We start from the raw sequence: 23,886 nt of genomic DNA on the forward strand, positions 1-23,886 counted from the left end.
AACTAACAGCCAAACCCGCGGCGGTGCTCCGAACGCGGCTCACCAAGGCCTGGTGAGCCGCGCGCGCAGCGCGGCTCGCGTGCCTTCGTCGAATTCGCCGAGAAAGGCGAAACGCCCTGCAATCAGGGTCGCGGCAGGCACGCCGTCGCGGAACACGATGCGGTTGCCGACTACAGCCGGCACCTTTTCCCCCGGCAGCAGCGTGCCGACGAGATTGAGCGGATCGGCCGCGCTTACGCACACAAGCTGTCCGCCTTCTCCTGGTGTGGGCGCGCGCCGCCGTACGTCGCGCAGCAGCGCCACGGCTTCGGGTAGCGCGAACTGTTCGCCCGAAATACCGGTGATGAAGCGCCCGCCGCGCGCTTCGCCGCGCGCCTCCATCCGATGCAGCACGCGCAAAACGTCGCGCCAGGGTGGCAACCAGGGCGCTTCGCGCGCGAGCAGATGCCAGCTGACGACGCCATACCGGCGCAGCAGGACGTCGGCGATATGCGCCAGCCGTTCCGGATCGGCGGGCGGACGGCGAGCCGCCGCCGTGGTGGCCGACGGTCTGGCGCGCGCGAGCGCTGGCGCGCAGGGGGCGGCGACGACGTTGCCGTTCGAAGCAGCCCGCGCTTTCCCGACGAACGACGTTGCATCCTCGGTGTCCGTGAGCGGGGCGGCCAGCGTATCCGCCAAAGGGTCTGGCAACTGAGCCGCCAACGGATCTGCCAACGGATCTGCCAACGAATCTGCCAACGAATCTGCCAACGAATCTGCCAACGAATCTGCCAACGAATCTGCCAATTGAGCCGCCGAAGAAGTCGCCAACGGCACGCGCCGCAGTGTCGCCCAGCGCCCCGCGTCGGCCATGCCGCCCGCGAGCGGCGCGAAACCGCGTGGCCGGCGCCGGCCGGGATGCGCGCCGCGCTGCGCCGCCGGCTTCACGAGTGTCCGCAGCCCGGCGAAGCTGTCCGCGTTCACGAGCCCTGCCGCCACCAGTTCGCCCAGTGCGTTTTCCAGTTCCACGCCGAGCAGATGCGCATCCGCGGTCAGCTCGTCGAAGAACATTGCGCCGTTTCGCATCAGCGCCTCATACACGCGCCGCGCGCGCGCCGACAGACCGGCGGTGTCGGGCGCTTCGACGAGCGCCATCCAGTGCGCCAGTTCGCGGCGCGAGAGCAGCACGACCGGCGTGCTGCGCACCGTCGACGCCGCCGCCGCGCGCGCGGGCAGCCGCGCCCAGGCGAGATGCCCCGAGCGGCATAGCTCGTCGAGCAGCATCGGCGTGTAATCGTCGATACGAGCCGGCAGGATCTCGTCTTCCCACGCGAGCGCGGAGGCCTCCCAGCCTTCCAGCTGGTCGAGCACGGCAGCCAGCGCGTCGCGGCCCGACCCGCGCGTGCCGGGCGCCACACGCTGCCATTCGAACAGGAAGCGCATGAAATCGTGGCGCTCGACGGGCTCGATCTCGCGTCTGAGCTTGCGCACCGTGTAGCGGTGAATGCGCGCAAGCAGATGGCGTTCGCACCATTCGTCCTGGCCGCCTCCCATCGCGGCAGACGTAAAGCGCCCGCGCATCACGGCGCCTTCCGCTTCGAGGTGCGTAAGCGCGAGCGCCACCACGCTTGCTTCGAGCGCAAGCGGCCGCGCCGCCTGCGCGACCGTGAGCGGTCCGAACCCCGACAGGCGCGCACGCACGATCTCGACGAGCGCCGCTTCCTCGGTCCACGCCTGCGCATATTCGGGCGGCGGCGTGAGCGGCGGCTCGCACTGCGCCTGCGGATAAATGGCCTGCACGCATGCCAGCCTCTCCACGGCCACCCACAGCGCGTCATGCTCCGCAACCGGAACGCGCGTCGCGCGACCTTGCGCCGCCAGGTCGCCGAGCCATGCGAGCCACTGCGGCTCGCGCTGCGCCTCGCTTTGCGCAAGCGCGCCGAGGCTCGTGAGCGCGTCGTGCATTTCGTCGGCATCACGCGCCTGGGGCCAGGCTTCCTCGCGCACGCTTGCGATCGCTTCGGGGTCGAGCGCGCCGAGATCGTCGGTGGACTCGGGGTCGCTCCAGCGGCGCGACAGCACGGCCTGCGTGCGGCGTTCTTCTATCGGCGCGTCGTCGAGGAACGCATATGGGCGTGCCGTGAGGATTTCGGCGGCGAGCGGCGAGGGGGCTGGCAGCTCGCGCACCACGAGCGTCACCTCGCCCGCTTCGATGCGGCGCAGGAGCGCGATCCATGCTTCGGAGTCCATCGCGTCGTGCAGGCAGTCGTCGAGGGTCTGGTCGACGAGCGGATGGCGCGGCACGTCTCGCTCGCCCGCGATGTTCTCGACGCACGCCGCCTGATCGGGGAACACGGCCGCGAGCAGATCCTCGCTGCGCATGCGCTGGATCTGCGGCGGTGTCTTGCGTCCGCCGGTCTGGCGCGGCAAGGCCAGCGCCGTGGTCGCGTTCCAGCGCCAGCGCACGCCGAAGAGCGGCGCGTCCAGCAGCGCCTGGACGAGCAGATGCTCAGCGGAGTTCGAATGCAGATAGCGCCACACCTCATCGAGCGCGAAGCTGTGCGCGCCGGTGAGCGAGAGGATGATGGCGTCCTCGGTCGCGGCGGCCTGCAGCTCGAAATTGAACTGGCGGCAAAAGCGCTTGCGCAGCGCGAGACCCCACGCGCGGTTCAGCCGGCTGCCCAACGGTGCGTGGATGACGAGCTGGGTGCCACCCGATTCGTCGAAAAAACGCTCCATGACGAGCGTGTCCTCGGTCGGCAGCACGGTGAGCGCGGCGCGGGCACGCGCGAGATATTCGACGATCTGGCGCGCGGGGGCATCGTCGATATCGAGCGTGGCGGCAAGCTTTGACGTGGCGCGATCGACCACCGGGGAAGATGGGGCATCGTCCGCCGCGCCGGCGCTCGCGCTTGCGGTCGTGCTCGCGCTCGCCTCGATCAACGCCGCCTCGACCTGCTTGCGCAGCCGTGAAATCGCGTGCGAAAGCTCGTCGCTGCGGCCCGGTGCTTCGCCGAGCCAGAACGGAATGTTGGGCGGCTGCCCCTGGGCATCTTCCACGCGCACGCGTCCAGCCTCGATGCGCAGAATCCGGTACGAGGCGTTGCCGAGCTGGAACACGTCGCCCGCAAGGCTTTCGACGGCGAAGTCCTCGTTGACGGTGCCGATCTGCACGCCTTGCGGCTCCAGCAGCACCGAGTAATCGGCGTTGTCGGGTATCGTGCCGCCCGAAGTCAGCGCGACGAGCCGGGCGCCGCGCCGCGCGCGCAGCGTATGGCTCACCACGTCGCGGTGCAGGTAGGCCGCGCGCGGCCCGTGACGGCTCGTGTAGCCCTCGGCGAGCATGCGCAGCACCGCATCGAACTGCGCGCGCTCGAGCGTCGCCCACGGCGTGGCGCGCCGCACGAGCGCGTAGAGGGCATCTTCTTCCCATGCCTCGCAGGCCACTTCGGCGACGATCTGCTGCGCGAGGACATCGAGCGGCGCATGCGGCAGGGCGAGGCGATCGAGTTCGCCGCGCCTCACGCTGTCGAGCAGCGCCGCGCATTCGATCAGATCGTCGCGCGAAGTCGGGAAGATCCGCCCCTTCGGCACGCCGCCGACCTGGTGTCCCGAGCGCCCCACGCGCTGCAGGAAGGCCGCGATCGAGCGCGGCGAGGCGATCTGGCACACGAGATCGACGTCGCCGATATCGATGCCCAGTTCGAGCGATGCCGTCGCCACGAGCACGCGCAACTCGCCGCGCTTCAGGCGCTGTTCGGCGAGAAAACGATGCTCGCGCGCGAGGCTGCCGTGGTGCGCGGCCACGGCCTCGGCGCCCAGGCGGTCGGTGAGATGGCGCGCCACGCGCTCGGCCATGCGGCGCGTGTTGACGAACACGAGCGTCGTGCGATGCATGGCGACGAGTTCGGCCATGCGGTCATACACGCGCTCCCACACATCGTTCGCCATGATGGCTTCGAGCGGCACGGGCGGCACTTCGATCGCGAGGTCGCGTGTTCGCGTATGTCCGACGTCGACGATCTCGCAGGCGGGCGCGTTGGCGTTCGGATCCTGTGCCGCTTCGCCCATGCCCACCAGAAAGCGCGCGACGGTCCCGATCGGCTTTTGCGTAGCCGAAAGCCCGATACGCAGCAGGCGCGTGCCGCACAGCGCATCGAGCCGCTCGAGGCTCAGCGCGAGGTGGCAGCCGCGCTTGTTGCCCGCGAGCGCATGGATCTCGTCGACGATCACGGTGCGCGCGCCAGCCAGCATGCGGCGGCCCGACTCGGAACCGAGCAGCACGTAGAGCGACTCGGGCGTCGTCACGAGGATATGCGGCGCGCGTTTTCTGAGCGCGGCGCGCTCGGGCTGTGGCGTGTCGCCGGTGCGCACCGCCGTGCGGATCTCGACCGGCGGCAGGCCGAGGCGCGCGAGCTCCGCGCCGATCCCTTCGAGCGGCCGCTCGAGATTGAGCCGGATGTCGTTGGAGAGCGCCTTGAGCGGCGAAACGTAGACCACGAGGGTCGTATCGGGCAGCGCGCCGCGATTCGCGAGGCCTTCGCGCACCAGTTCGTCGAGCGCGCCGAGAAACGCGGTGAGCGTCTTGCCCGAGCCCGTCGGGGCCGCGACGAGCGTTGCGCGCCGGCTCGCGATAAGCGGCCAGGCGGCGCGCTGGGCGGCGGTGGGCGCGTCGAAGCTGCGCCGAAACCAGCCGGCGACGGCCGGATGAAATTGCGCGAGCACGTCGCCGGCGCCCTCGTCATGCGCGGCGAGAGCCGGTGCGTGCGGATCGTTGACAGGTGTGGGCGAGGTCATCCGGATGAATAGCGGCGACGGGGCGTTCGCGGCTCGTGCGGTCGTGCGTCGCGGTGGTTCGTGCACGCCTGCAAGTCTCGCAGCTTTCGCGGGCCCTTGCCAGGCACGAACCCAGGCACGAACCCAGGCGAACCGGGTGCGCATCAGGCATGAACCCTGCACGATCGCCGGCCGGCATCCGGCAAGCGCGGCGCGATCGCACGCAGTATCCTCGCCGCGTTGGACTTTCCCTCGACCCACGACGGAGTCACACCATGCGCTACAACCCCTTGGGCCGCACCGGCCTGTTCGTTTCGGAACTCTGCCTCGGCACGATGACGTTCGGCGGCGGCGCGGGCATCTGGAACCAGATCGGCGATGTCCAGCAGTCCGACGCCGAGCGCCTGGTCGGCCGCGCGCTCGAAGCCGGCGTCAATTTCATCGATACCGCCGATGTCTACTCGCAGGGCGTCTCCGAGCAGATTACCGGACAGGCGCTCAAGAATCTCAAGATCCCGCGCGAGCAGGTCGTGATCGCGACCAAGGTGTTCGGCGAAATGGGATCGTCGCCGAACGAGCGCGGCGCCACGCGGTACCACATCATGGACGGCGTGAAGGCGAGCCTGAGGCGCCTGCAGCTCGACCACATCGACCTCTACCAGATTCACGCATTCGATCCCGTCACGCCCATCGAAGAGACGGTGCGTGCGCTCGATGCGCTCGTCCGGCAGGGGCACGTGCGCTACGTCGGCGTCTCGAACTGGGCGGCGTGGCAGATCGTCAAGGCGCTTGGCGTGGCGCACCGCGAGGGGCTCGCGCGCTTCGAATCGCTGCAGGCCTACTACACGATCGCGGGGCGGGATCTCGAACGGGAACTCGTGCCGATGCTGGAAAGCGAAGGCCTCGGGCTCATGGTCTGGAGCCCGCTCGCGGGCGGGCTGTTGAGCGGGAAGTACGGGCGCGACAAGCAAGGCGAGACGGGCAGCCGCCGGACCACGTTTGACTTTCCGCCGGTGAATCGCGAACGGGCTTGGGATTGCCTGGACGCGATACGGCCCATCGCCGAGGCGAAAGGCGTGTCGGTCGCGCAAATCGCGCTTGCCTGGCTGTTGAATCAAAAGGCGGTGACCTCGGTGATCATCGGTGCGAAGCGCTTGGATCAGCTCGACGACAACCTCGCCGCGACGAAAGTGAAGCTCAGCGCGGAGGAAATCGGCGTGCTGGACAAGGCGAGCGCGTTGCCCGCGGAGTATCCCGGCTGGATGCTGGCGCGCCAGGGCGAGCAACGGCGCGCGCAACTCAGGCAATCGCGGCAAGGCGACGAGTGAAGGAGGACGGAGGCGCGCCGGCGAAGCATTGCCGTTTGTGATGACTCGATGGTCTCACGGGTCACACGCCCGGACGCTCCGTGCGCGTCCGGGCACGGGGCTCTCTGGCCCGGCAGGGCCCTTAGCTCGCCGCCGAGACCTTCAGGTGGTTCTTCACCGAGGTCACGCCCGAGACCCCTTCCACGACCTGTTTGGCGTTGTCGCGGTCCTCGGCGGTCGGCACGGTGCCCGTGAGCGAGACGACGCCCCTATGCGTTTTCACGTGGATGTGCTCGGACTTGACGTTCTTGGCGCCGAGCAGTTCGGCCTTGACCTTGGTCGTGATCGTTGCGTCGTCAACGTGCTGGCCCATGGATTCCGAGCTGCCGGAAGGCGCGGTGCTATGCGTCGTCGTGGTCTGCGCACCGGCCATCAGTGCGAACGTCATGCAGGCGGCGCCGGCCGCGGTCTTGAGAATCAGGATGCGCTTCATGGCTGCTCCTTTTCTGGTTGCGGTCGCTGGTTTTCCCGCAAGGTTCGTGCCGCCCAACGCTCGATGCGCGCAGCGCTCCATTGAAAGCCCGCTGGAAGCTGCTGCAACGCGCCGCCGTTCAGGATGACAGCGAGGATGACAGCGCAGTCTGCGCGGTCTGGGTTTCCGTCCTCCGCCGGACACAATTTTCCGCATGCGTTGTAAAAATCTCCACGGTCGAGCCGCGAAAACGGTGTGCGAACCGGGCTGTGCAAGTGGCGATCCCGTTTGAGAACAGGGGCTTGTGAAAACTGGCATGGGTGTTGCGTCAGGGCGATCACCTACTCAATTCAACACAAACGGGATTGCCATGCCTTCCATCGCGTTACACGCGCGCCAGCATTTGGCGCTCACGCCGCGTCTTCAACAGGCGGTGAGGCTGTTGCAACTGTCATCGCTCGAATTTCAACAGGAACTGCGCGAAGCGCTCGACACCAATCCGTTCCTGGAATACGTGCCACCCGCCTCGGAGACAGGCGAGGCCGCCGAAGCGGCCGATGGCGCCGCGGGCATCGGCTCCGCAGCCGCCCCAGTGGCCGAGGCCCCGGCCATCGCAACAGACGGCGCGGTCGAGTCCGGCCTCGATGCCGGCATGGCCCAGGACGCGGCCCCGTATTCCGAGCCCTCGTACGGTGAGGGCGAGTCCGCCTACAGCGACGACGGCTCGGGCTACACCGCCGAGTTGCCTTCTCCGGGCGGCCTGCGCACCTCGAGCTATCGGGGGGGCGAGGATGGCGAATCCGAAGCTTCCGACTGGGTGCGTGTGCCGATTTCGCTGCGCGAGCAACTGCATGACGCGCTGCGTCTGTCGCCGCTCGACGACCTCGACCGCGCGGCGACGCAGGTCGTGATCGAGGCGCTCGACGAGGACGGCTATCTGCGCCAGGATCTCGCCGATCTCGCCGACGGGGAGGGCGCCGACGACGGACTCGACGAGGACCGTCTGCGCGTGGGATTGCGCGTGGTGCAGACGCTCGATCGCCCGGGCATCGGCGCGCGTTCGCTTTCCGAGTGCCTCGCGCTCCAGCTCGACGCCATGCCTCACGACACGCCGCATCGCGAACTCGCCATGCAGATCGTCACGCAGCACCTCGAACGTCTCGCGCGCCGCGAACATGGCGAACTGCAGCGGCAACTCGGCTGCGACGCCGCCTCGCTGCAAGCCGCGATCGCGCTCGTGCGCCGCCTCGACCCGAAGCCTGGCAACCACTACGGGCGCGCGGACGGCGGCTATGTCGTCCCTGACGTGATCGTGCGCCAGGTGCGCGGCAAGTGGGTGGTGAGCGTGAACCCTGCCATCGAGCCGCGCGCGCGCATCCACAAGCTTTATGCGGAGATGTTCGCGCGCTCGGACCAGACGAGCCGCTCGCCGCTCGCCCAGCAGTTGCAGGAAGCGCGCTGGCTGATCCGCAATGCGCACAAGCGCTGCGAGACGATCTTGCGCGTGGGCGAGTGCATCGTCGCTCGGCAGAAGGCTTTCTTCCAGTACGGCGAAATCGCGTTGCGCCCCATGCTGCTGCGCGACGTCGCCGACGAACTCGGGCTGCACGAATCGACCGTCTCGCGTGCGACCGGGAACAAGTACATGGCCACACCGCGCGGCATTTTCGAGTTCAAGCGCTTCTTCCCGCGGGAACTGGAAACGCGCACGGGCGGCACGTGCTCGGCGGCGGCGGTGCGCGCGCTCATCAAGGAGATGATCGACGCCGAGGATCCGCGCGATCCCCTTTCCGACGTCAACCTGACGCAGGAACTCGAAAAGCAGGGCGTGCAGGTGGCGCGTCGCACGGTCACGAAGTATCGGCAGATGATGAAGCTGCCAGCGGCCGAGATGCGGCGGCAGATTTGAGGCGCGACAAACGATGAAAGCTAACGCGTGCCCAGACGTTCGATCAAGGCCATCGCCGCCGCCGGGTTCCGTTCCTTGAAGCCGCTGATGACGTAGAGAAAAACGTCCCGGCCAGTTTTCGCGGCGACCGGCTTCGCATAGGTCGGGAGATCGCCGGGCGTCTCGCCGCGCGACCAGGCAAGCGCGCGCTCGGCCCAGCGGTCGAGATCGGCGGATGCATAGCCTTGCGCGTGGCTCTGCGCAGTGCCCATGATCCGTGCATAGACGAATGGCGCGCTGATATCGGCGATCAGCGGGTAATCGGAATCGCCGGAGACGACGATGGCCGCATTGTGCTCGCGGGCGAGCGCGACGAATTCCGGCGTACAAAAGCTCGCATCGCGGACTTCGAGCGCGTGCCGCAGCGGACGGCCGTCGCCCTCGCGCGGTAGCAGTTCGAGAAATCTCGCGTAATCCTCAGGATCGAATCGCTTGCCCGGCGCGAGCTGCCAGTTGATCGGCCCGAGCTTGCCGCGCAGGTTCAGCACGCCGCCGTTCATGAAACGCGCTATCGCGGCGCCGGCTTCGGCCAGCACGCGGCGATTCATTGCAAAGCGGGGACCCTTCACGGAGAAGACGAAGTCGTCGGGCGTTTCATCGTGCCAGCGCCTGAAGCTTTCCGGGCGCTGCGCGCCGTAATACGTACTGTTGATCTCCAGCGTCGAGAGATGGCGGCTTGCGTACTCCAGTTCGCGGCGCTGCGCGAGTCCCTTGGGATAGAACGCACCGCGCCACGGCGCATAGATCCAGCCGCCGACGCCCACGCGAATCTGGCCCTGCCGGGATTTCGAACGGGATGAAGACGCCATCGGAACTCCACTGCCGTTGCCGGAAGGCGCAGTGTAGCGCAACGCTGCGGCCGCGCCACGGTCGTCGCGTCGGCGCGCGTGTCGGCATTCGTCGGCCATTTTAGGCATCGTCCGATATTTTCTTGTCGGCTGGGAGGCTACTGTAGTTGTGTCAGACAACCTCATATGGATCATCAGATGTCTTCCCGCATATCTCCGGAACTGACAGATGCGCAATGGCGCAGCATCGAGCCGATGTTTCACGAAATCCGCGTCGATCCTCGTCGTCGCGGGCGCCCTGCACATAATCCCCGCCTCGTTTTCGCGGGAATCCTCTGGGTGCTGGCGACCGGCTCGGTCTGGTCGAAAATGCCCGAGTGCTATCCCGATTTCCGAACCTGCCATCGCCGTTTCAAGGTGTGGTTCGAGGCCGGCCTTGTCCATCGCGCCATGGAACGTCTGCACGGCGAGGAAGGGCTGCTGCTGTGCGAGGCGATCTCTGCGCGCATGCGGCCGTGGTCTGCGCCGGTCGGCCGCAGGCCACGCTTTCCGGTCGCTTCCACGCTGCGTTGGCCGCTCGTGCGTCCGTTCGTCGAGCGTTGATCGTCAATCGTTGATCGTCGAGCGGGCAGCTGCTGGGTTCCGGCAGCGGTTGATGGGTCCGCTGGTGGGTCAAATTTTCCCGCCTTCCGCGTGCAGGCGCCCGAACAGCGGCGCCCACCATTGCGGACGCGAAAACGCCTCGATTGCCACATCGGTATCAAGATCGACGGTGTGCTGCCGCTCGTGCGCGTCGAGCGCATCGGCTTGCGCGATCTGTGCGGCGAGCACTTCAGCGCCCGCGTCGGAAGCGTTTCGCGGCCCGCGCGCACGCGCATTCACGCGCTCGGCAAGTCGAGCATGCGGTGCGTGGAAGTTCAAGATCAGCATCGGCCGGTTCAGCTCGTGCGCGAGTGCTGCGAAACGCGCACGATGCGCTGCCTTCAGAAACGTAGCATCCACGAGCGTCGTATAGCCCGCGTTAAGGACATCGCGCACATGCGCGACAAGACGTTGGTAGTGGGCGTCGAGCGCGGCTTGGGTGTAGGCGCCTGGCGGGAGTGCGTCGAGCGCGGGCGCGGCGAACGGCGCGCGGCGCTTTCGTTCGAGATCGCTCGATACCCTGATGGCCCCGCTCATGTCGGCGAGCGCACGGCTCGCGACCGATTTTCCCGAACCCGAGAATCCGTGGCACAGCAGAAGCCACGGCGCACGCTCGCGCATGTCACGCGCCTCGTTTGCCGCCAGGTTGAGGTACGACGTGATGCCGCGTGCGGCAGCGGGCGCGTCGCACATTTCAGGCGGCTCGGCCTTGAGCAACGCCACCCGTGCCCGCACAAGCGCGCGATAGACGACGTAGAGCCGCAACGCCGCGAGTCCCGCGAAATCCCCCGTTGCTTCGAGGTAGCGATTGACCAAACGATGCGCGTGCTCTTCGTCGCCGTGCGCGCGCAGATCCATCAGCAGGAAGGCGAGATCGCAGGTCACGTCGATCCAGCGCAGCTCGTCGCTGAATTCGATGCAGTCGAACATCAATGCGTGCTGGCCGCTTCGCACGATATTGTCGAGATGGAGATCGCCGTGGCAGGCGCGCACGTACCCCTGCGCGCGACGTGAGTCGACGTGGAGCGCGAGTCTCGCGAGTTCGCTTTCGCACGTTGCGCGCAACGCCGACCGACCCACGGCATCGGCGGTGCGCGGGTCGTCTTCGAGAGGCGCGAGCGCCGCGAGGACCTGGTCACGCAGCAATGCCGCGGAGCCGAGCCGTGCCACGGGCGCCCGCGGCCCATTGCCGGCCCGGCGCGCGTGGCGATGACTAGCGGCCAGCTTCGTTGCAGCCGCATCGATGTCCGAAGCGCTCAGTTCGCCGTGCGAGAGCAGGTTCGAAAACAACAGGCGCTGGTCGAAGCGTCGCATGCGGACCGCATAGTCGATGACTTCCGCGTCGTCGCGTCGGGGAGGAGGCGCCCGTTTGCAGATGCCACGCCCGAGTCGGCAACGCCGTCCATCGAAAAGCAACTGGCGAACATCGCAATAGATCCGTCCCGCAAACGGCGCATTCAGGCGAATTTCAGCTTCGCAGCATCGGCGTCGAGCTTCGAGTCCAACGAAATCGACAAAGCCGAAATCGACAGGCTTCATGATCTTGTACGCATACCGCCCGGCGAGATAGACGACGGAGATATGCGTTTCGATGCGCACGACGCGCCCGGCCGGATGCGCGTAGGTCGACGCGCGCGAGAGCGCCGCGTCCACGAGGCGGCCGTGGCGGTGCGCCGCGCGCAGACGGTTGAGGACGTGGCGTGAGGTCGGGTTGTCGGACATCGGCATGAATAGCTTGGGAATCCGGGGGCGGCAGCAATGCGGCGTACGGACGAGCATACACGCGAGCGGGTGCCTGAAGCCCGCTGTGCGGCATAGCGCCGCCTTGACTGAAACGGCCTGCGACGACCCCGGGATATTGCACGTTTTGTGCGATCCGGCGAGGCTGCGCGATACTGTCAAGTTCAACCAAAGGGGAAGCTCGAAAGACATGGCGCATTTCGACGTATTCAACGGCGACGCGGACGGCATCTGCGCACTGCATCAGCTGCGCCTCGCAAGGCCGCGAGAGGCGACGCTCATCACCGGCGCGAAGCGCGACATCGCGCTGGTCGGGCGCGTGCCCGCCCGGCCGGGCGACTCGCTCACGGTGCTCGACATTTCCTTCGACGTAAACCGCGCGGCGCTCACGGCGCTGCTTGCCAAGGGTATCGAGGTCGAATATTTCGACCATCATCATGCGGGTGACCTGCCCATATGCACGAATCTCGTGGCGCATATCGACACCACGGCGCAGGTCTGCACGAGCGTGCTCGTCGACCGGCACCTCGCGGGCCGCTACCGGGCGTGGGCGATCGCCGCCGCGTGGGGCGACAACCTCCCGGACACCGCGCGCGCCCTGGTGCAGCAGGCCGGGCTCGACGCCGCGCAGGCCGGGCAGCTGCGCGAACTTGGCGAGTCGATCAACTACAACGCCTACGGCGACTGTGTCGAAGACCTCGTGATCGCGCCGCTCGATCTGTACGCTGCGCTGAAGCCGTACGCGAGCCCGTTCGATTTCATCGCCGCAGAGCCCATCGTGGGGCAACTTGCCCGTTGTCGTCGCGACGACCTCGAACTGGCCCAGGCCATTGCGCCGCTCATCGCGCTGCAGTACGGCAGTGTGTGCGTGCTGCCCGATGAGCCGTGGGCGCGGCGCGTACGCGGCGTGTTCGCCAACGTCCTCGCAAACGAGGAGCCTTCGCGCGCGCACGCGGTGCTGAGCGTGAACCCGGACGGCAACTATGCGGTGAGCGTGCGTGCGCCGCTCGCCCAGCCGCGCGGCGCGGACGAGCTCTGCCGCGCATTCCCCGGCGGCAACGGCCGGGTGAGTGCGGCAGGCATCGACTGTCTCGACTCGAAGCGGCTCGATGCGTTCGTCGCGGCGTTCGCGCGCGTCTTCGGGCGCTCCAAGCCAGTGTCGGCGTGATTTCACCGGACCTGACCCGAGCGCGGCCGGGCAGACCCGAGACGATTCGCCGCCGCTTGACGAGACGTGCATGCGCCAGCTGCGGTTGCGAATCGGGCACGCGGCACGCGATGAGCCGCCCGACCGCCTAACATGGTTTCATGAGGGTAGATGCGGCGCGAGGGCCGCACCCAGGCGAGGAGGATGGCGATGCGGGCAATGGTGTTCGACGGCGGGAATCCGCGGCTGCGTGAAGCGGAGTTACCCGACCCGGCGCCGGGCGAGGGCGAACTGCTGCTCGACGTCCGCGCGTGCGGCGTGTGCCGCACCGACCTGCACGTCGTGGACGGCGATCTTGAGCACCCGAAAAAGCCCGTCATTCCCGGTCACGAGATCGTCGGCACGGTCGCGGCGCTCGGGGCGGGCGTGACCGGTTTCGCGACCGGCGACCGCGTGGGCGTGCCATGGCTCGGTCACACCTGCGGCCATTGCCGCTTCTGCGCCGACGGGCGCGAGAACCTCTGCGACGCACCCGGCTTCACCGGCTACACCATCGACGGCGGCTACGCCACGCGCACCGTCGCCGACGCCCGCTACTGCTTTCATCTGCCGCGCCAGTACAGCGACGTCGAAGCCGCGCCGCTCCTGTGCGCGGGGCTCATCGGCTATCGGTCGCTCGCGATGGCGGGTGACGCGCAACGCATCGGCATTTACGGTTTCGGCGCGGCGGCGCATATCGTCGCGCAGGTCGCGCGTCAACAGGGGCGCACGGTCTACGCGTTCACGCGTCCCGGCGATACGGCGGCGCAGCAATTTGCCCGGCGCCTTGGCGCGGCATGGGCGGGCGGCAGCGACGAACGCGCGCCCGAGGCGCTGGACGCGGCGCTGCTGTTCGCGCCGGTCGGCGCGCTCGTGCCCGCCGCGCTGCGCGCCGTGACGAAGGGCGGCACGGTCGTGTGCGGCGGTATCCACATGAGCGACATTCCCTCGTTTCCCTACGCGTGGTTGTGGGAGGAGCGGCGCATCGTTTCGGTGGCGAACCTCACGCGCGAGGACGGCACGACCTTCATGGCGATCGCCGCGCGCCACAAGCTCGAAATCGAAACCACGCCGTATCCGCTCGTGCGCGCCAACGAGGCGCTGGCCGATTTGCGCGAGGGGCGGCTGACGGGTGCGGCGGTGCTCACGATGCGATGAGCGTGCCGCCGCCCGGATCCATGGCGCGGTCGATTCAATGGGATGGCGAAGGTGACGCTCGGTGACGGAATGGCGACAACGCGTCGCACCGACCCGTGCGCGCATCCGCACCCAAATGCGCTACAAAGATTTTTAGATGGCGCGCGCTCCGAGAGCCGGCGCGCCTTGCAACGGCCGGCCGACCGTCGCGCGGGACGCTCACGAAGTCCGCGCGCGGCCATGCCGCGCATCATGGGCGACGCCCGGGAGGTCCACGATGTACAAGCAGATTCTGGTAGCGGTAGATGGCAGCCGTAGCGGCCGGCGCGCACTGGACGAGGCCGTGAAGATCGCGAAGGCGACCGGCGGCACGGTCCAGGCGCTTTGCGTGGTGCGGCATCCGGCGCGGCTCGCGGACGTGAGCGCCGGTTTCGCGGAGGAGCAGGTGCGCAGCTCGGCCGAAAACGATGCCGCGACGGCGGCGCTCGAAGAAGCCAGGATGGTCTTCGCGCAGGCCCAGGTGGCGGGCACCACGCGCGCGGCGGACGCCAGCGGCGAGGAGATCGCCGTGGTGATCGCGCGCATCGCCGCGGAGGACGGCGCGGATCTCGTCGTGATGGGCACGCGCGGCCTTTCGGGCGTGAAGCGACTGTTGCTGGGGAGCGTGGCCGAATCGTTCCTGCGCATGGCGGACCGGCCGGTCATGCTGGTGCGCGACGAAGAGGTGTCGGCGGCCTGAATCGGGCGCCCGGCTTCACTGGCCGATCACCCGGCCGATCCACCTCCCCGTGAGCGGAGAGGGCGCGATCGGCCGGTAAGCATTTGCGGAACTTTTGTCCGCCCGGACTCCCGTTATCTTTTGCGTTCTCGCTGCATGCGTTCGGCGGCCTGGCGATCGGTCGCGAATAACTGCGAGAAACGTCGTTTGAATCGCTGCGCATCAGCCATCCCGCAATGTGACGCGATCACGCGGCGAATTGACCAATCGTCACGCGCGAACCCATCTTCGTGCCTATGATGTTGGCTTGGGCCGGCTATCTTGTGAACACGCGGCACTCCGAAGCATTTCGTCCACCATCGTCGCGCGTGAAGCGCTTTCCTTTCGCTCGCCGCAGTTCCGCCGCGGTCCCCGACCGCGGCAAATGCATTGGGCCGTGAGCCGGGCGCAAACTACTTATGGAGGAGATTGACATGCCAGCTGCTTCCCCATTCTCATCCGGTGCGCCGCTTGGCGCCGCATTTGATACATACCGCACCAGTGCCAATGCTGCGCTGCAATGGCTCGTCGGCCAACAGGAATGGCGCGAGCGGGTTCTGAAGCTGGAGCAGCGCCGCGTCGAGCGCGATCGCGAAGCGCTGCAGGGCGCCATCGAGGCGCTGCGCACCGCGCGCGACTGGACCGATTTCGCGATCGCCACGCAATCGGTGTGGCGCGAGTATGTCGGCGCGTGCACGTCCCTCTGGCAGGAAGGCGCCGCGGCGGCGATGCAAGGCGCGAGCATGTGGTCCGACACGGCCCGCGACGTCACGCAGCAGTGGCAGCAGGCCTGCGCGGGTGCGCAAGCAGGGGCAGCCAACGCACCGGGCGCGCTGCCGATGCGCGAGTGGATGGCCGCTTTCGAACGTGCAATGAACAGCGCGACGAACGGCGCCGCTTATCCGGCGAGTTCCTCGGGCGCCGGCCGTGCCCAGGGTGCGAACGCAGGGGGAGGTCAGCATGGCCACTAAGCGCGTTGCCTTCGTGACGGGCGGCATGGGCGGCCTCGGCGAAGCGATCAGCCGGCGCCTGCATGACGCGGGCATGACCGTCGCCGTCTCGTGCTCGGCCGCGAGCCCCCGAGCGGATGCCTGGCTTGCCGCGGAGCGCGCGGCGGGCCGCGACTTCGGCTGCCATGAAATGAACGTCGCCGACTGCGAGGCGTGCGAGCGTGCGGCGCAGCAAGCGCTCGGCGATCTCGGGCAGGTCGATGTGCTCATCAACAACGCCGGCATCACGTGCGACCGCAGTTTCGTGAAGATGTCAAAAACCGATTGGGACAGGGTGCTGCGCACCGACCTCGACGCGCTCTTCAATGTGACGAAGCCGTTCTTGCCCGGCATGATCGAGCGAGGCTTCGGGCGCATCATCAATATCGGCTCGGTCAACGGCTCGCGCGGCGCGTTCGGGCAGACCAACTACGCCGCGGCGAAGGCGGGCATGCATGGTTTCACGAAGGCGCTCGCACTGGAAGTGGCCAGGAAGGGCGTGACGGTCAATACGGTGTCGCCGGGCTACCTCGCCACGCAGATGGTGGAAGCCGTGCCGAAGGACGTGCTGGATTCCCGCATCCTGCCGCAGATTCCGGTGGGCCGCCTCGGCCAGCCGGCCGAGGTCGCGGCGCTCGTGGCGTTCCTCTGCTCGGACGACGCGGCGTTCATCACCGGCGCCGACATCGCGATCAACGGCGGCATGCACATGCAATGACGTGCCGCGCGGTCAAGAATTTTTTTGGCTGCATCGAGAAGGGGGCTTGTAAACGGGCCAGGTGCCTGCATGTTGGAACCATGAGCGGCATCGGCCGCGCGGCGAGAGCGGCGCGTTTCGTTGCCGCCGATTTTCCATCGGCGTCCGCAGCGGGGCATTGCGCACCGGCGCCGACCGTGTGGAAATTGAGGAGTCCGTTGCAGTGCATATCGTTGCGCGGGTAAGGAAACCGTTCGGTCCATGGAGGCATCAATGAGCAATATCTCTCGCTATGATCCGTTTTCGCTGGACGGTGTGCCCGATCTGTTTCAGGGACTATTCCGTCCGTTGCGCGCGGCGGGCGTGGAAACACAGGCGGCAAGCGTTCGCGTCGACGTGACGGAAGACGAGGCCGGCTACACCGTAAAGGCCGAAATGCCCGGCGTAGAGAAGAAGGATATCGACGTCAAGATCGAGGGAAATCTGGTTTCGATTGCGGCAAAAGTCGAGCGGGGCGGCGAGTTGAAGGAAGGCGAGCGCGTCGTGCGCCGTGAACGGTATTCGGGCAGTGTGAGCCGCGCATTCACGCTCGCTGCGGAAATCGACGATGAAAAGGCGAGCGCCCAATACAAGGACGGCGTGCTAACCCTTACGCTGCCGAAGCGGGCGGCTGGGGCCCGTAAGCGCCTCGAAATCAACTAAGGCCGCAGCGATCTCGGCCGGCGGTGCGCAACGGTGTCTCAAGCAGCTGCGCGCCGTTTTCATTTTCCTCATGCTCAGGTGCTTTCGTGTCGCGGCGGGCAACGCGTCATCGATGTTCGGCGCGTAACACGGTGCAACACAACTGTAGCGAAACTGTCCGATTGACTCGCTATGCTGGGCAAGACTGCTAAATGCAGGACTGGAGAAATCCGATGCTCAGCCACCATGAACTGGCGACGTTACTGCTGATCCGCGACGCGAACACGCCCATACAGACGCTCGATTCCGACTTTCTGGCGCTTCACCGCTACCGGCTCGTCGAAATGGACGAAGCGGGCGGCGACTCCACATTGCGCCTCACCAACCGCGGCCGCGAACTGCTGCGGCGTCTCACGCATGAGGGCGACGAGCGCAGTGCTTGAACCGGGGCCTCTTGCATGAGGCGAGGCCAGGTCTCGCGCATCGAGCGATGTGGAGTGCGTTGCGCTACGCTCGTGACATTCCTGTCATGCGGCGCATGGTTCGCTACGGCACAGTGCTGGTCCTTTGATGCAGCGAGGTTTCCGGGCTTCGCGCCACGAAGCCCGCAATCGAGCCCGCCCAGCCCGCCTTTCGGCTACTCGTTCCCGCCGTAGCCAAGTGTGGCTGGGTCGGAGTTCTTGAAGATCAAGTAGTAGGGCGCTTGCAACGGATTGCCCGCCGGTGCAACAATGTCACAGACCTTTGTCTTGACGAGGTTTGCAAGGGAGTATGCACCGCCGCGTAAGCAAAGAAGCAAGGGGTTTCATATAAGGCTCCAGTTGTATAGGAATGCAAACGAAGATGAATAACGTTATCGATGCCATGAATCGGAGGCGCTGCTCTGCAAAACGCAAATACAGGATAACGAACCAATGAGGAACTGATTTAAACGAAAAATCAGTGTTTTTTACATTCTTAAGATGATTCGCGGGCGGCGGGAAGGGCCTGGCACTCGAAGCAAGGCATGCTTTTCGTGTTGCCTATGTCAATCTATTTTCGGGCATCGGAGAGGGCTCCCGATTGCCGAAGGACGGGAAGTCGCTATTGCTACCCCACGTGAACTATATTGTCTCGACTTACGATTCGCCTCCATCAAATGATGGAGAGCAACTATGAATACGCTGTCAACGACGCCGATTCGCCCCGCCGATGCGCGCTCTGCCGCGTCTGCAAAATCGCGACCCCGGCGCGCCGAATGGCGTGCCGCGCGTCGTTACCTTACTTGCCGCGTGACTTTTTCTCCAGATAATCGCGCAACACGATCGCGTGATTGCGCTCCGTGTCGTGCGAGCCATAGAGCAGGGTGATGTGCCCCTCGGCGGCCGCCTGGGCGAGCGGCTGCCAGGCGTCCGGGCTGGCGTTCAGTTCGGCCAGATAGCGCTTCTTGAATTCGGTCCACTGCTCAGGGTCTTTGTGGAACCATTGGCGCAATTCCGTGCTCGGCGCCACTTCCTTCAGCCATTCCACGTTCGCGAGCCTTTCTTTGCTCAGGCCGCGCGGCCAGAGGCGGTCCACCAGAAAGCAGTGGTGCCCGTCGTCCGGCAGGGGTTCGTAGACACGCTGGATATCGATTGCGTGTTTCGTCATCGTCGAGTCCTTCATTGCGGATTGCACGGATTGCTCATCCCGCGCCGCGGATTTCGTTGGCGCAAAGAGCGCGCCCACGCGTTCCTGCAAGGCCGGCACCACCTCGTGCCCGAACCACGGGTGGCGTTTGAACCAGGCCTGGTTGCGCGGCGAGGGGTGCGGCAGCGGCACGAAGTCAGGCGCGTACTCGCGCCATGCCGCGACGGTTTCGGTGAGGGACGTCTTGCGCCGGTCGCCCAGAAAGTAACGCTGCGCGTACTGGCCGACCAGCAGCGTGAGGCTTACGTGCCCCAGCTGTCCGACGAGCTCTTCGTGCCAGAGCGGCGCGCATTCCGGGCGAGGCGGGTTGTCTCCGCCGCTGCCGCGGCCGGGGTAGCAAAAGCCCATCGGCACGAGCGCGACCTGGGCGGCGTCGTAGAACGTCTTGCTATCGACGCCGAGCCAAGCGCGCAGGCGCTCGCCGCTTGCATCGTCCCAAGGGATGCCCGATGCATGAACCTTCGCGCCGGGCGCCTGGCCCACGATCAAGAGACGCGCCGTCGCGCTCGCCTGGAGTACCGGACGCGGGCCGAGCGGGAGCGCGTGCGCGCAGGCGCGGCACGCGCGGATTTCCGCGAGCAGTTCTGGGAGAGGGCGCAGCGCTCGGGTAGTCGGCACGACAGGCGGAGGAAATGAGCGGGACAACCAGTCTACCAAAGGGGTTGCCTTCCGATAGGCGGGCATCGTCCGTGATGCCGCCCGGCGAACGGGACGCAGCCTGCCCGGCTTCGCCGACTCGCTGCCGATCGCGTATCGATGGCGCGCTGCGTCATGTTCGGGAGGCCATTTGCGCTTTTCCTGTACTCTCGCCAGTGGTCAATCCCGAACGGAGCCGCGATGCCTGCCGAAGCCGAGCCGTCACCCCGCACCGAACCCTTGCTCGTCGATCTCGCGCTGCAAGGCGGCGGCTCGCACGGCGCGTACACATGGGGCGTGCTCGATCGCCTGCTCGATGAGCCCTGGCTGCAGATCGAGGGCATCTCGGGCACGTCGGCCGGCGCGATGAACGCGGCCGTGCTCGCGAGCGGCCATGCGCGCGACGGCGCGGCGGGCGCGCGCGACGCACTCGAGCGCTTCTGGCGCCGCGTGGCCGACGCCGCACGCTTCAGCCCGTTCCGGCGCGGCCCCATCGACGTGCTGCTCGGCCGCTGGACGCTCGATCATTCGCCGATGTTCGTCGCACTCGACATGATGGCGCGCGTGGTGTCCCCTTACGACCTGAACCCGGGGAGGGTGAACCCGCTGCGCGCGATCCTCGCCGAGATCATCGACTTCGACGCGCTGCGCAACTCCCGCATCAAGCTCTTCGTCACGGCCACGCGCGTCAGCAACGGCCAGGCGCGCGTGTTCCGCAACGCCGACCTGACGCCCGACGCGTTGCTCGCGTCGGCGTGCCTGCCCACGCTCTTCCAGGCCGTCGAAATCGACGGCGAGGCCTACTGGGACGGCGGCTACACGGGCAACCCCACCATTACACCGCTCATCCGCGAGACCGCTGCGGTCGACGGCATTCTCGTGCAGGTCAATCCCGTGGAGCGCGCGGGCACGCCGCGCTCCGCGCGCGACATCATCAACCGCATGAACGAGATCGCGTTCAATTCGCCGCTCATCAAGGAGTTGCGCATGATGGCCCTGCTGCACAAGGTCGCAGACGCGGGCAGCGAGGAAGGCCGCCGCTGGGCCAACATGCGCCTGCATCGCGTGCATAGCGAGAAGCTCGCCACGCTCGGCGCCTCGTCGAAGCTCAACGCGGAGTGGTCGTTCATCTCGATGCTACGCGACGAGGGCCGCCGTGCCGCCGACGAGTTCCTTGCGCAGCACGGCGCGCAACTCGGCAAGACGTCGACGTTCGATTTCGAAGCGCTGCTCGACGGGGTGCTGCAATGAGCGCCGGCGCGTTGGTCATCGGACTCGGGGGCATGCTCGCGAGCCTCGCGCTCCTCATCTGGCTTGCGTTTCGCGGCTGGAGCGTGCTGCTGCTCGCGCCGCTGTGCGCGATAGTGGCCGCGCTCGTTTCGGGCGAGCCGGTGCTCGCGCACTGGACACAGACGTTCATGTCGAGCACGGGCCGCTTTCTCGCGCAGTTCTTCCCGATCTTCCTGCTCGGCTCGCTGTTCGGCAAGCTGATGGAAGACAGCGGCTCGGTCGATGCCGTCGCGCGCCTCATGATCGACAAGCTGGGCACACGCCACGCGATCGTGGCCGTGGTGCTGGGCGGCGCGCTCGTCACCTATGGCGGCGTGAGTCTCTTCGTGGCGTTCTTCGTGCTCGCGCCGATGGCGCAGGCTCTCTTTCGCTCCGCCGATATCCCGCGCCGCCTGATGCCTGCCGCGATCATGCTCGGCACGTCCACGTTCACGATGTCGGCGCTGCCCGGCACGCCGGCGCTGCAAAACGCGATTCCGATGCCGTTCTTCGGCACGACGCCGTTCGCGGCGCCCGGCCTCGGTGTCATCGCGAGTCTCGTGATGGCGGGCTTCGGCCTGTGGTGGCTCGGGCGCGCGGCGGCGGCGGCGCGGCGCAATGGCGAGGGCTTCGTCGAGCCGGACCACGGCGGCGCCGACGACGAAGCGCGCGGCAAGTCCTCGCTCGTGCGCGAGCGCGCGAGCCTCGCGCAGGCCTTCGACCCTGCCGAGATCGGCACCGGCGCGGCCGTATCGGACCACGCCGGACCGCCAGCGCCGTTCGTCGCGCTTGCGCCGCTCGTCGTCGTGGTGGCGATGAACTTCGTAATGAACGTCGTGGTGTTCCCGCGCATCGACGCTTCGTATCTCGCCGAACCGCGCTGGGGGGCGACCACGCTCTCGGCCGTGGCGGGCGTATGGGGCGTGTCGGTTGCGCTCGCGCTGGGCATCGTCGTGCTGGTGGCGTTGAACCGCAGGCGGCTCGGCACGCTGCGCGACAGTGTAGATGCGGGGGCCAACGCATCGGTGCTGCCGGTGCTCAGCGTGGGCAGCCTCGTGGGCTACGGTGCGGTGATCGCGGCATTGCCCGCGTTCGAGGCCGTGCGCGACTGGGTGCTCGGCATCGGCGGCGGCCCGCTCGTTTCGCTCGCCGTGGCCACGAACCTGCTCTCCGGGCTGACGGGGTCGGCATCCGGTGGCCTGACCATCGCCCTCGACGCGCTCGGCGGCACCTATATGCAGCTCGCTGCCCAGCACGGGATCGATCCCGCCTTGCTGCACCGCGTGGCCGTCATGTCAGCAGGCACGCTGGACAGCCTGCCGCACAACGGCGCCGTGGTCACGCTGCTGGCCGTGTGCGGCTCGACACACCGCGAGAGCTACGGCGACCTCGTGGTCGTGAGCATCGTCAGCGCGATCATCGCGCTCGCCGTGGTGATCGTGCTGGGCTCGCTGTTCGGCAGCTTCTGAGGCTTGCACGCGCCGCTGCGGCGAGCGCGCACGCGCGGCACCAGAGCGCGAACGTCCGCAGATGCCCGCGGAGCAGCGGCCGTTGGCAAGGGGGCTTCATGAAATTGCTTGCTGTCCACCCGAGCGGACTGATGTACACGCGCGTATTCCTGAGGCTCGAACCGCTGGGCCTCGAAGCCGTGGCAGGCACGGCGCGCGACGCGGGTCACGACGTGCGGCTCCTCGATTTGCAGGTTCAGACGCACCGCGACCTCATGCGCACGGTGCGTGGCTGGCAGCCCGATGCACTCTGCTTTTCCGGCAATTATCTGGCCAACATTCCCGAGATCATCGACCTTTCGAAGGCCGTGAAGGCCGCGCTGCCTTCGTGCTTCGTATTCGTGGGCGGCCACAGCGTGTCGTTCACCGCGCACGATCTGTTGCGCCATGCCGAAGGCGCGATCGACTGCGTGCTGCGCGGCGAAGGCGAGGCTTCCGTGACTGCGCTGCTCGACGCGGCGGCGCGCGGCGAAGGTCTGCTCGCGGTGCCCGGCGTCGTGACGCGCGAGGGCTCCGGGCCGCCGCCGCGTTTCGTCGAGAACCTCGATCCCGTGCGGCCCGCGCGCGATCTGCTGCGGCATCGGCGCAAGTATTTCATCGGCACGCTCGATCCTTGCGCCTCCATCGAATTCGCGCGGGGCTGCCCGTGGGACTGCACGTTTTGCAGCGCCTGGACGTTTTACGGGCGCAGCTATCGCACGCGCAGCCCCGAAGTCGTCGTGGAGGAACTGGCGGCGCTGCGCGAGCCGGGCGTGTTCATCGTCGACGATGTCGCGTTCGTGCACGCCGAGCATGGCATGGCGATAGGCGAAGCGATCAAGCGGCGCGGCATTGCGAAGCGCTACTACCTGGAAACGCGCGGCGACGTACTTCTGCGCAACAAGGACGTATTCCGCCTGTGGGCGTCCATCGGTCTGAGGTACATGTTCCTCGGCCTGGAGGCGATCGACGAGGCAGGGCTCAAGGCGTTTCGCAAGCGCATCAGCCTCGACCGCAATTTCGAGGCGCTCGAATTCGCGCGTTCGCTGGGGATCACGGTGGCGATCAACTTGATCGCCGATCCGGACTGGGACCGTGGGCGCTTCGAAACGATACGCCAGTGGTGCCTGGCGATCCCGGAAATCGTCAATATCAGCGTGAACACGCCGTATCCCGGCACGGAGAGCTGGCAGCGCGAGGGCCGCCGGCTCACGAGCCTCGACTATCGCCTTTACGACATCCAGCACGCCGTGGTGCCGACCCGGCTCCCGCTGCCCGAGTTCTACGCGGAGCTCGTGCGCACGCAGCAGGTGCTCAACCGCAAGCATCTGGGCTGGACCGCGCTGCGTGGCGCGGCGGGGCAAGCCGCGCACTTGCTGTTGCGCGGCCAGACCAATTTCGTGCGCATGCTGTGGCGCTTCAACTCGGTGTTCGATCCGCGCCTGCAGATGGCCGACCACGCGCGCGACGTCCGCTACGAGATGACGCCGCCGCCCGGCATGAACGGCGCGCGGCAGACCGATATGAAAACCGTCTATATTCATGGTCCCACTGGCCGCAGGGGCCGCAAGATCGACGACGCGACGGAGAAGTTCGTCGACGAGACGCGCATGGGCCTCGGCTGAAGTCTCGTTTGCGCTTTGTCCATCTCGCCGGGTTGTCGGCTCGTTGCCGCTCGAATAAAAATGCGGCGACGGTATCGATCCGCCGCCGCTGCGCGCCGTGCT

The 23,886-nt window shown here is 67.2% G+C and carries 18 protein-coding genes and 1 pseudogene; 13 read left to right on the forward strand and 6 right to left on the reverse strand.

The genetic code is table 11. The annotated features are described in order from the left end of the window. Positions 1-39: 39 nt before the first annotated feature. Complete coding sequence (locus BMI01S_RS13590; RefSeq protein ID WP_036044463.1) at positions 40-4,776, reverse strand: DEAD/DEAH box helicase; 4,737 nt, start codon at positions 4,774-4,776, stop codon at positions 40-42. Between the two features lie 254 nt (positions 4,777-5,030). On the opposite strand from BMI01S_RS13590, the gene BMI01S_RS13595 reads away from it, so the two are divergent. Then, positions 5,031-6,083, forward strand: a complete 1,053-nt coding sequence (locus tag BMI01S_RS13595) for an aldo/keto reductase (RefSeq protein WP_028230442.1) — start codon at positions 5,031-5,033, stop codon at positions 6,081-6,083. Positions 6,084-6,204: 121 nt separating this feature from the next. On the opposite strand, the gene BMI01S_RS13600 is transcribed toward BMI01S_RS13595, so the two are convergent. Then, positions 6,205-6,555: a BON domain-containing protein gene (locus BMI01S_RS13600; RefSeq protein WP_028210243.1), complete on the reverse strand. Its 351-nt coding sequence runs from the start codon at positions 6,553-6,555 to the stop codon at positions 6,205-6,207. 349 nt (positions 6,556-6,904) lie between these two features. Between BMI01S_RS13600 and BMI01S_RS13605 the strand changes: the two genes are divergently transcribed. Beyond that, positions 6,905-8,443 (forward strand): RNA polymerase factor sigma-54, encoded by a 1,539-nt coding sequence (locus tag BMI01S_RS13605; protein WP_028210242.1) that lies wholly within the window; start codon positions 6,905-6,907, stop codon positions 8,441-8,443. A 20-nt stretch (positions 8,444-8,463) separates the two neighbouring features. Here BMI01S_RS13605 and BMI01S_RS13610 read toward each other — a convergent pair whose 3' ends face one another. Continuing rightward, a complete protein-coding gene (locus BMI01S_RS13610; RefSeq protein ID WP_036018060.1) occupies positions 8,464-9,291 on the reverse strand; it encodes a DUF72 domain-containing protein in 828 nt (275 codons plus the stop codon). Between the two features lie 177 nt (positions 9,292-9,468). Here BMI01S_RS13610 and BMI01S_RS13615 point away from each other — a divergent pair, with 177 nt between their 5' ends. Next, positions 9,469-9,873, forward strand: coding sequence for a transposase (locus tag BMI01S_RS13615; RefSeq protein WP_051381350.1), 405 nt, complete (start codon positions 9,469-9,471; stop codon positions 9,871-9,873). Positions 9,874-9,942: 69 nt separating this feature from the next. On the opposite strand, the gene BMI01S_RS13620 is transcribed toward BMI01S_RS13615, so the two are convergent. Then, the gene (locus BMI01S_RS13620; protein ID WP_051381352.1) at positions 9,943-11,640 is read right to left on the reverse strand and encodes a bifunctional aminoglycoside phosphotransferase/ATP-binding protein; all 1,698 of its coding nucleotides are present in this window, start codon (positions 11,638-11,640) and stop codon (positions 9,943-9,945) included. A 202-nt stretch (positions 11,641-11,842) separates the two neighbouring features. On the opposite strand from BMI01S_RS13620, the gene BMI01S_RS13625 reads away from it, so the two are divergent. From BMI01S_RS13625 to BMI01S_RS13655, 7 genes are all read left to right on the forward strand, one after another. Continuing rightward, complete coding sequence (locus tag BMI01S_RS13625; protein ID WP_028210240.1) at positions 11,843-12,820, forward strand: hypothetical protein; 978 nt, start codon at positions 11,843-11,845, stop codon at positions 12,818-12,820. A gap of 189 nt (positions 12,821-13,009) precedes the next feature. Then, positions 13,010-13,996 carry a zinc-dependent alcohol dehydrogenase family protein gene (locus BMI01S_RS13630; protein WP_028210239.1) on the forward strand — a complete coding sequence of 329 codons (987 nt, stop codon included), beginning with the start codon at positions 13,010-13,012 and terminating at the stop codon, positions 13,994-13,996. A gap of 256 nt (positions 13,997-14,252) precedes the next feature. After that, on the forward strand, positions 14,253-14,714 hold the full coding sequence (locus BMI01S_RS13635; protein ID WP_028210238.1) for a universal stress protein: 462 nt from the start codon (positions 14,253-14,255) through the stop codon (positions 14,712-14,714). A gap of 452 nt (positions 14,715-15,166) precedes the next feature. Continuing rightward, positions 15,167-15,703: a hypothetical protein gene (locus BMI01S_RS13640; protein WP_028230443.1), complete on the forward strand. Its 537-nt coding sequence runs from the start codon at positions 15,167-15,169 to the stop codon at positions 15,701-15,703. After that, positions 15,693-16,439, forward strand: a complete 747-nt coding sequence (phbB, locus tag BMI01S_RS13645; RefSeq protein WP_028210236.1) for an acetoacetyl-CoA reductase — start codon at positions 15,693-15,695, stop codon at positions 16,437-16,439. The genes BMI01S_RS13640 and phbB overlap by 11 nt, the downstream gene beginning before the upstream one ends. Positions 16,440-16,691: 252 nt before the next feature. After that, positions 16,692-17,120 (forward strand): Hsp20/alpha crystallin family protein, encoded by a 429-nt coding sequence (locus tag BMI01S_RS13650; RefSeq protein WP_028210235.1) that lies wholly within the window; start codon positions 16,692-16,694, stop codon positions 17,118-17,120. 212 nt (positions 17,121-17,332) lie between these two features. Further along, positions 17,333-17,542, forward strand: coding sequence for a hypothetical protein (locus BMI01S_RS13655; protein ID WP_028210234.1), 210 nt, complete (start codon positions 17,333-17,335; stop codon positions 17,540-17,542). 817 nt (positions 17,543-18,359) lie between these two features. Here BMI01S_RS13655 and BMI01S_RS42980 read toward each other — a convergent pair. Both BMI01S_RS42980 and BMI01S_RS42985 read right to left on the reverse strand, forming a co-directional pair. Then, complete coding sequence (locus BMI01S_RS42980; RefSeq protein ID WP_306303690.1) at positions 18,360-18,743, reverse strand: DUF488 domain-containing protein; 384 nt, start codon at positions 18,741-18,743, stop codon at positions 18,360-18,362. A 45-nt stretch (positions 18,744-18,788) separates the two neighbouring features. Beyond that, positions 18,789-19,385, reverse strand: a pseudogene (locus BMI01S_RS42985) (uracil-DNA glycosylase family protein); the annotation flags it as partial. 219 nt (positions 19,386-19,604) lie between these two features. Between BMI01S_RS42985 and BMI01S_RS13665 the strand changes: the two are divergent. From BMI01S_RS13665 to hpnR, 3 genes are all read left to right on the forward strand, one after another. Beyond that, positions 19,605-20,654, forward strand: a complete 1,050-nt coding sequence (locus BMI01S_RS13665; protein WP_028230444.1) for a patatin-like phospholipase family protein — start codon at positions 19,605-19,607, stop codon at positions 20,652-20,654. Continuing rightward, the gene (locus BMI01S_RS13670; protein ID WP_036044465.1) at positions 20,651-22,141 is read left to right on the forward strand and encodes a GntP family permease; all 1,491 of its coding nucleotides are present in this window, start codon (positions 20,651-20,653) and stop codon (positions 22,139-22,141) included. Before BMI01S_RS13665 ends, BMI01S_RS13670 begins: the two co-directional genes overlap by 4 nt. A 98-nt stretch (positions 22,142-22,239) precedes the next feature. Then, positions 22,240-23,784 carry a hopanoid C-3 methylase HpnR gene (hpnR, locus tag BMI01S_RS13675; protein ID WP_028230446.1) on the forward strand — a complete coding sequence of 515 codons (1,545 nt, stop codon included), beginning with the start codon at positions 22,240-22,242 and terminating at the stop codon, positions 23,782-23,784. The last annotated feature ends 102 nt before the right edge of the window (positions 23,785-23,886 follow it).

The sequence above is a fragment of the Paraburkholderia mimosarum LMG 23256 = NBRC 106338 genome (assembly GCF_000739815.1).
GTDB lineage: Bacteria > Pseudomonadota > Gammaproteobacteria > Burkholderiales > Burkholderiaceae > Paraburkholderia > Paraburkholderia mimosarum.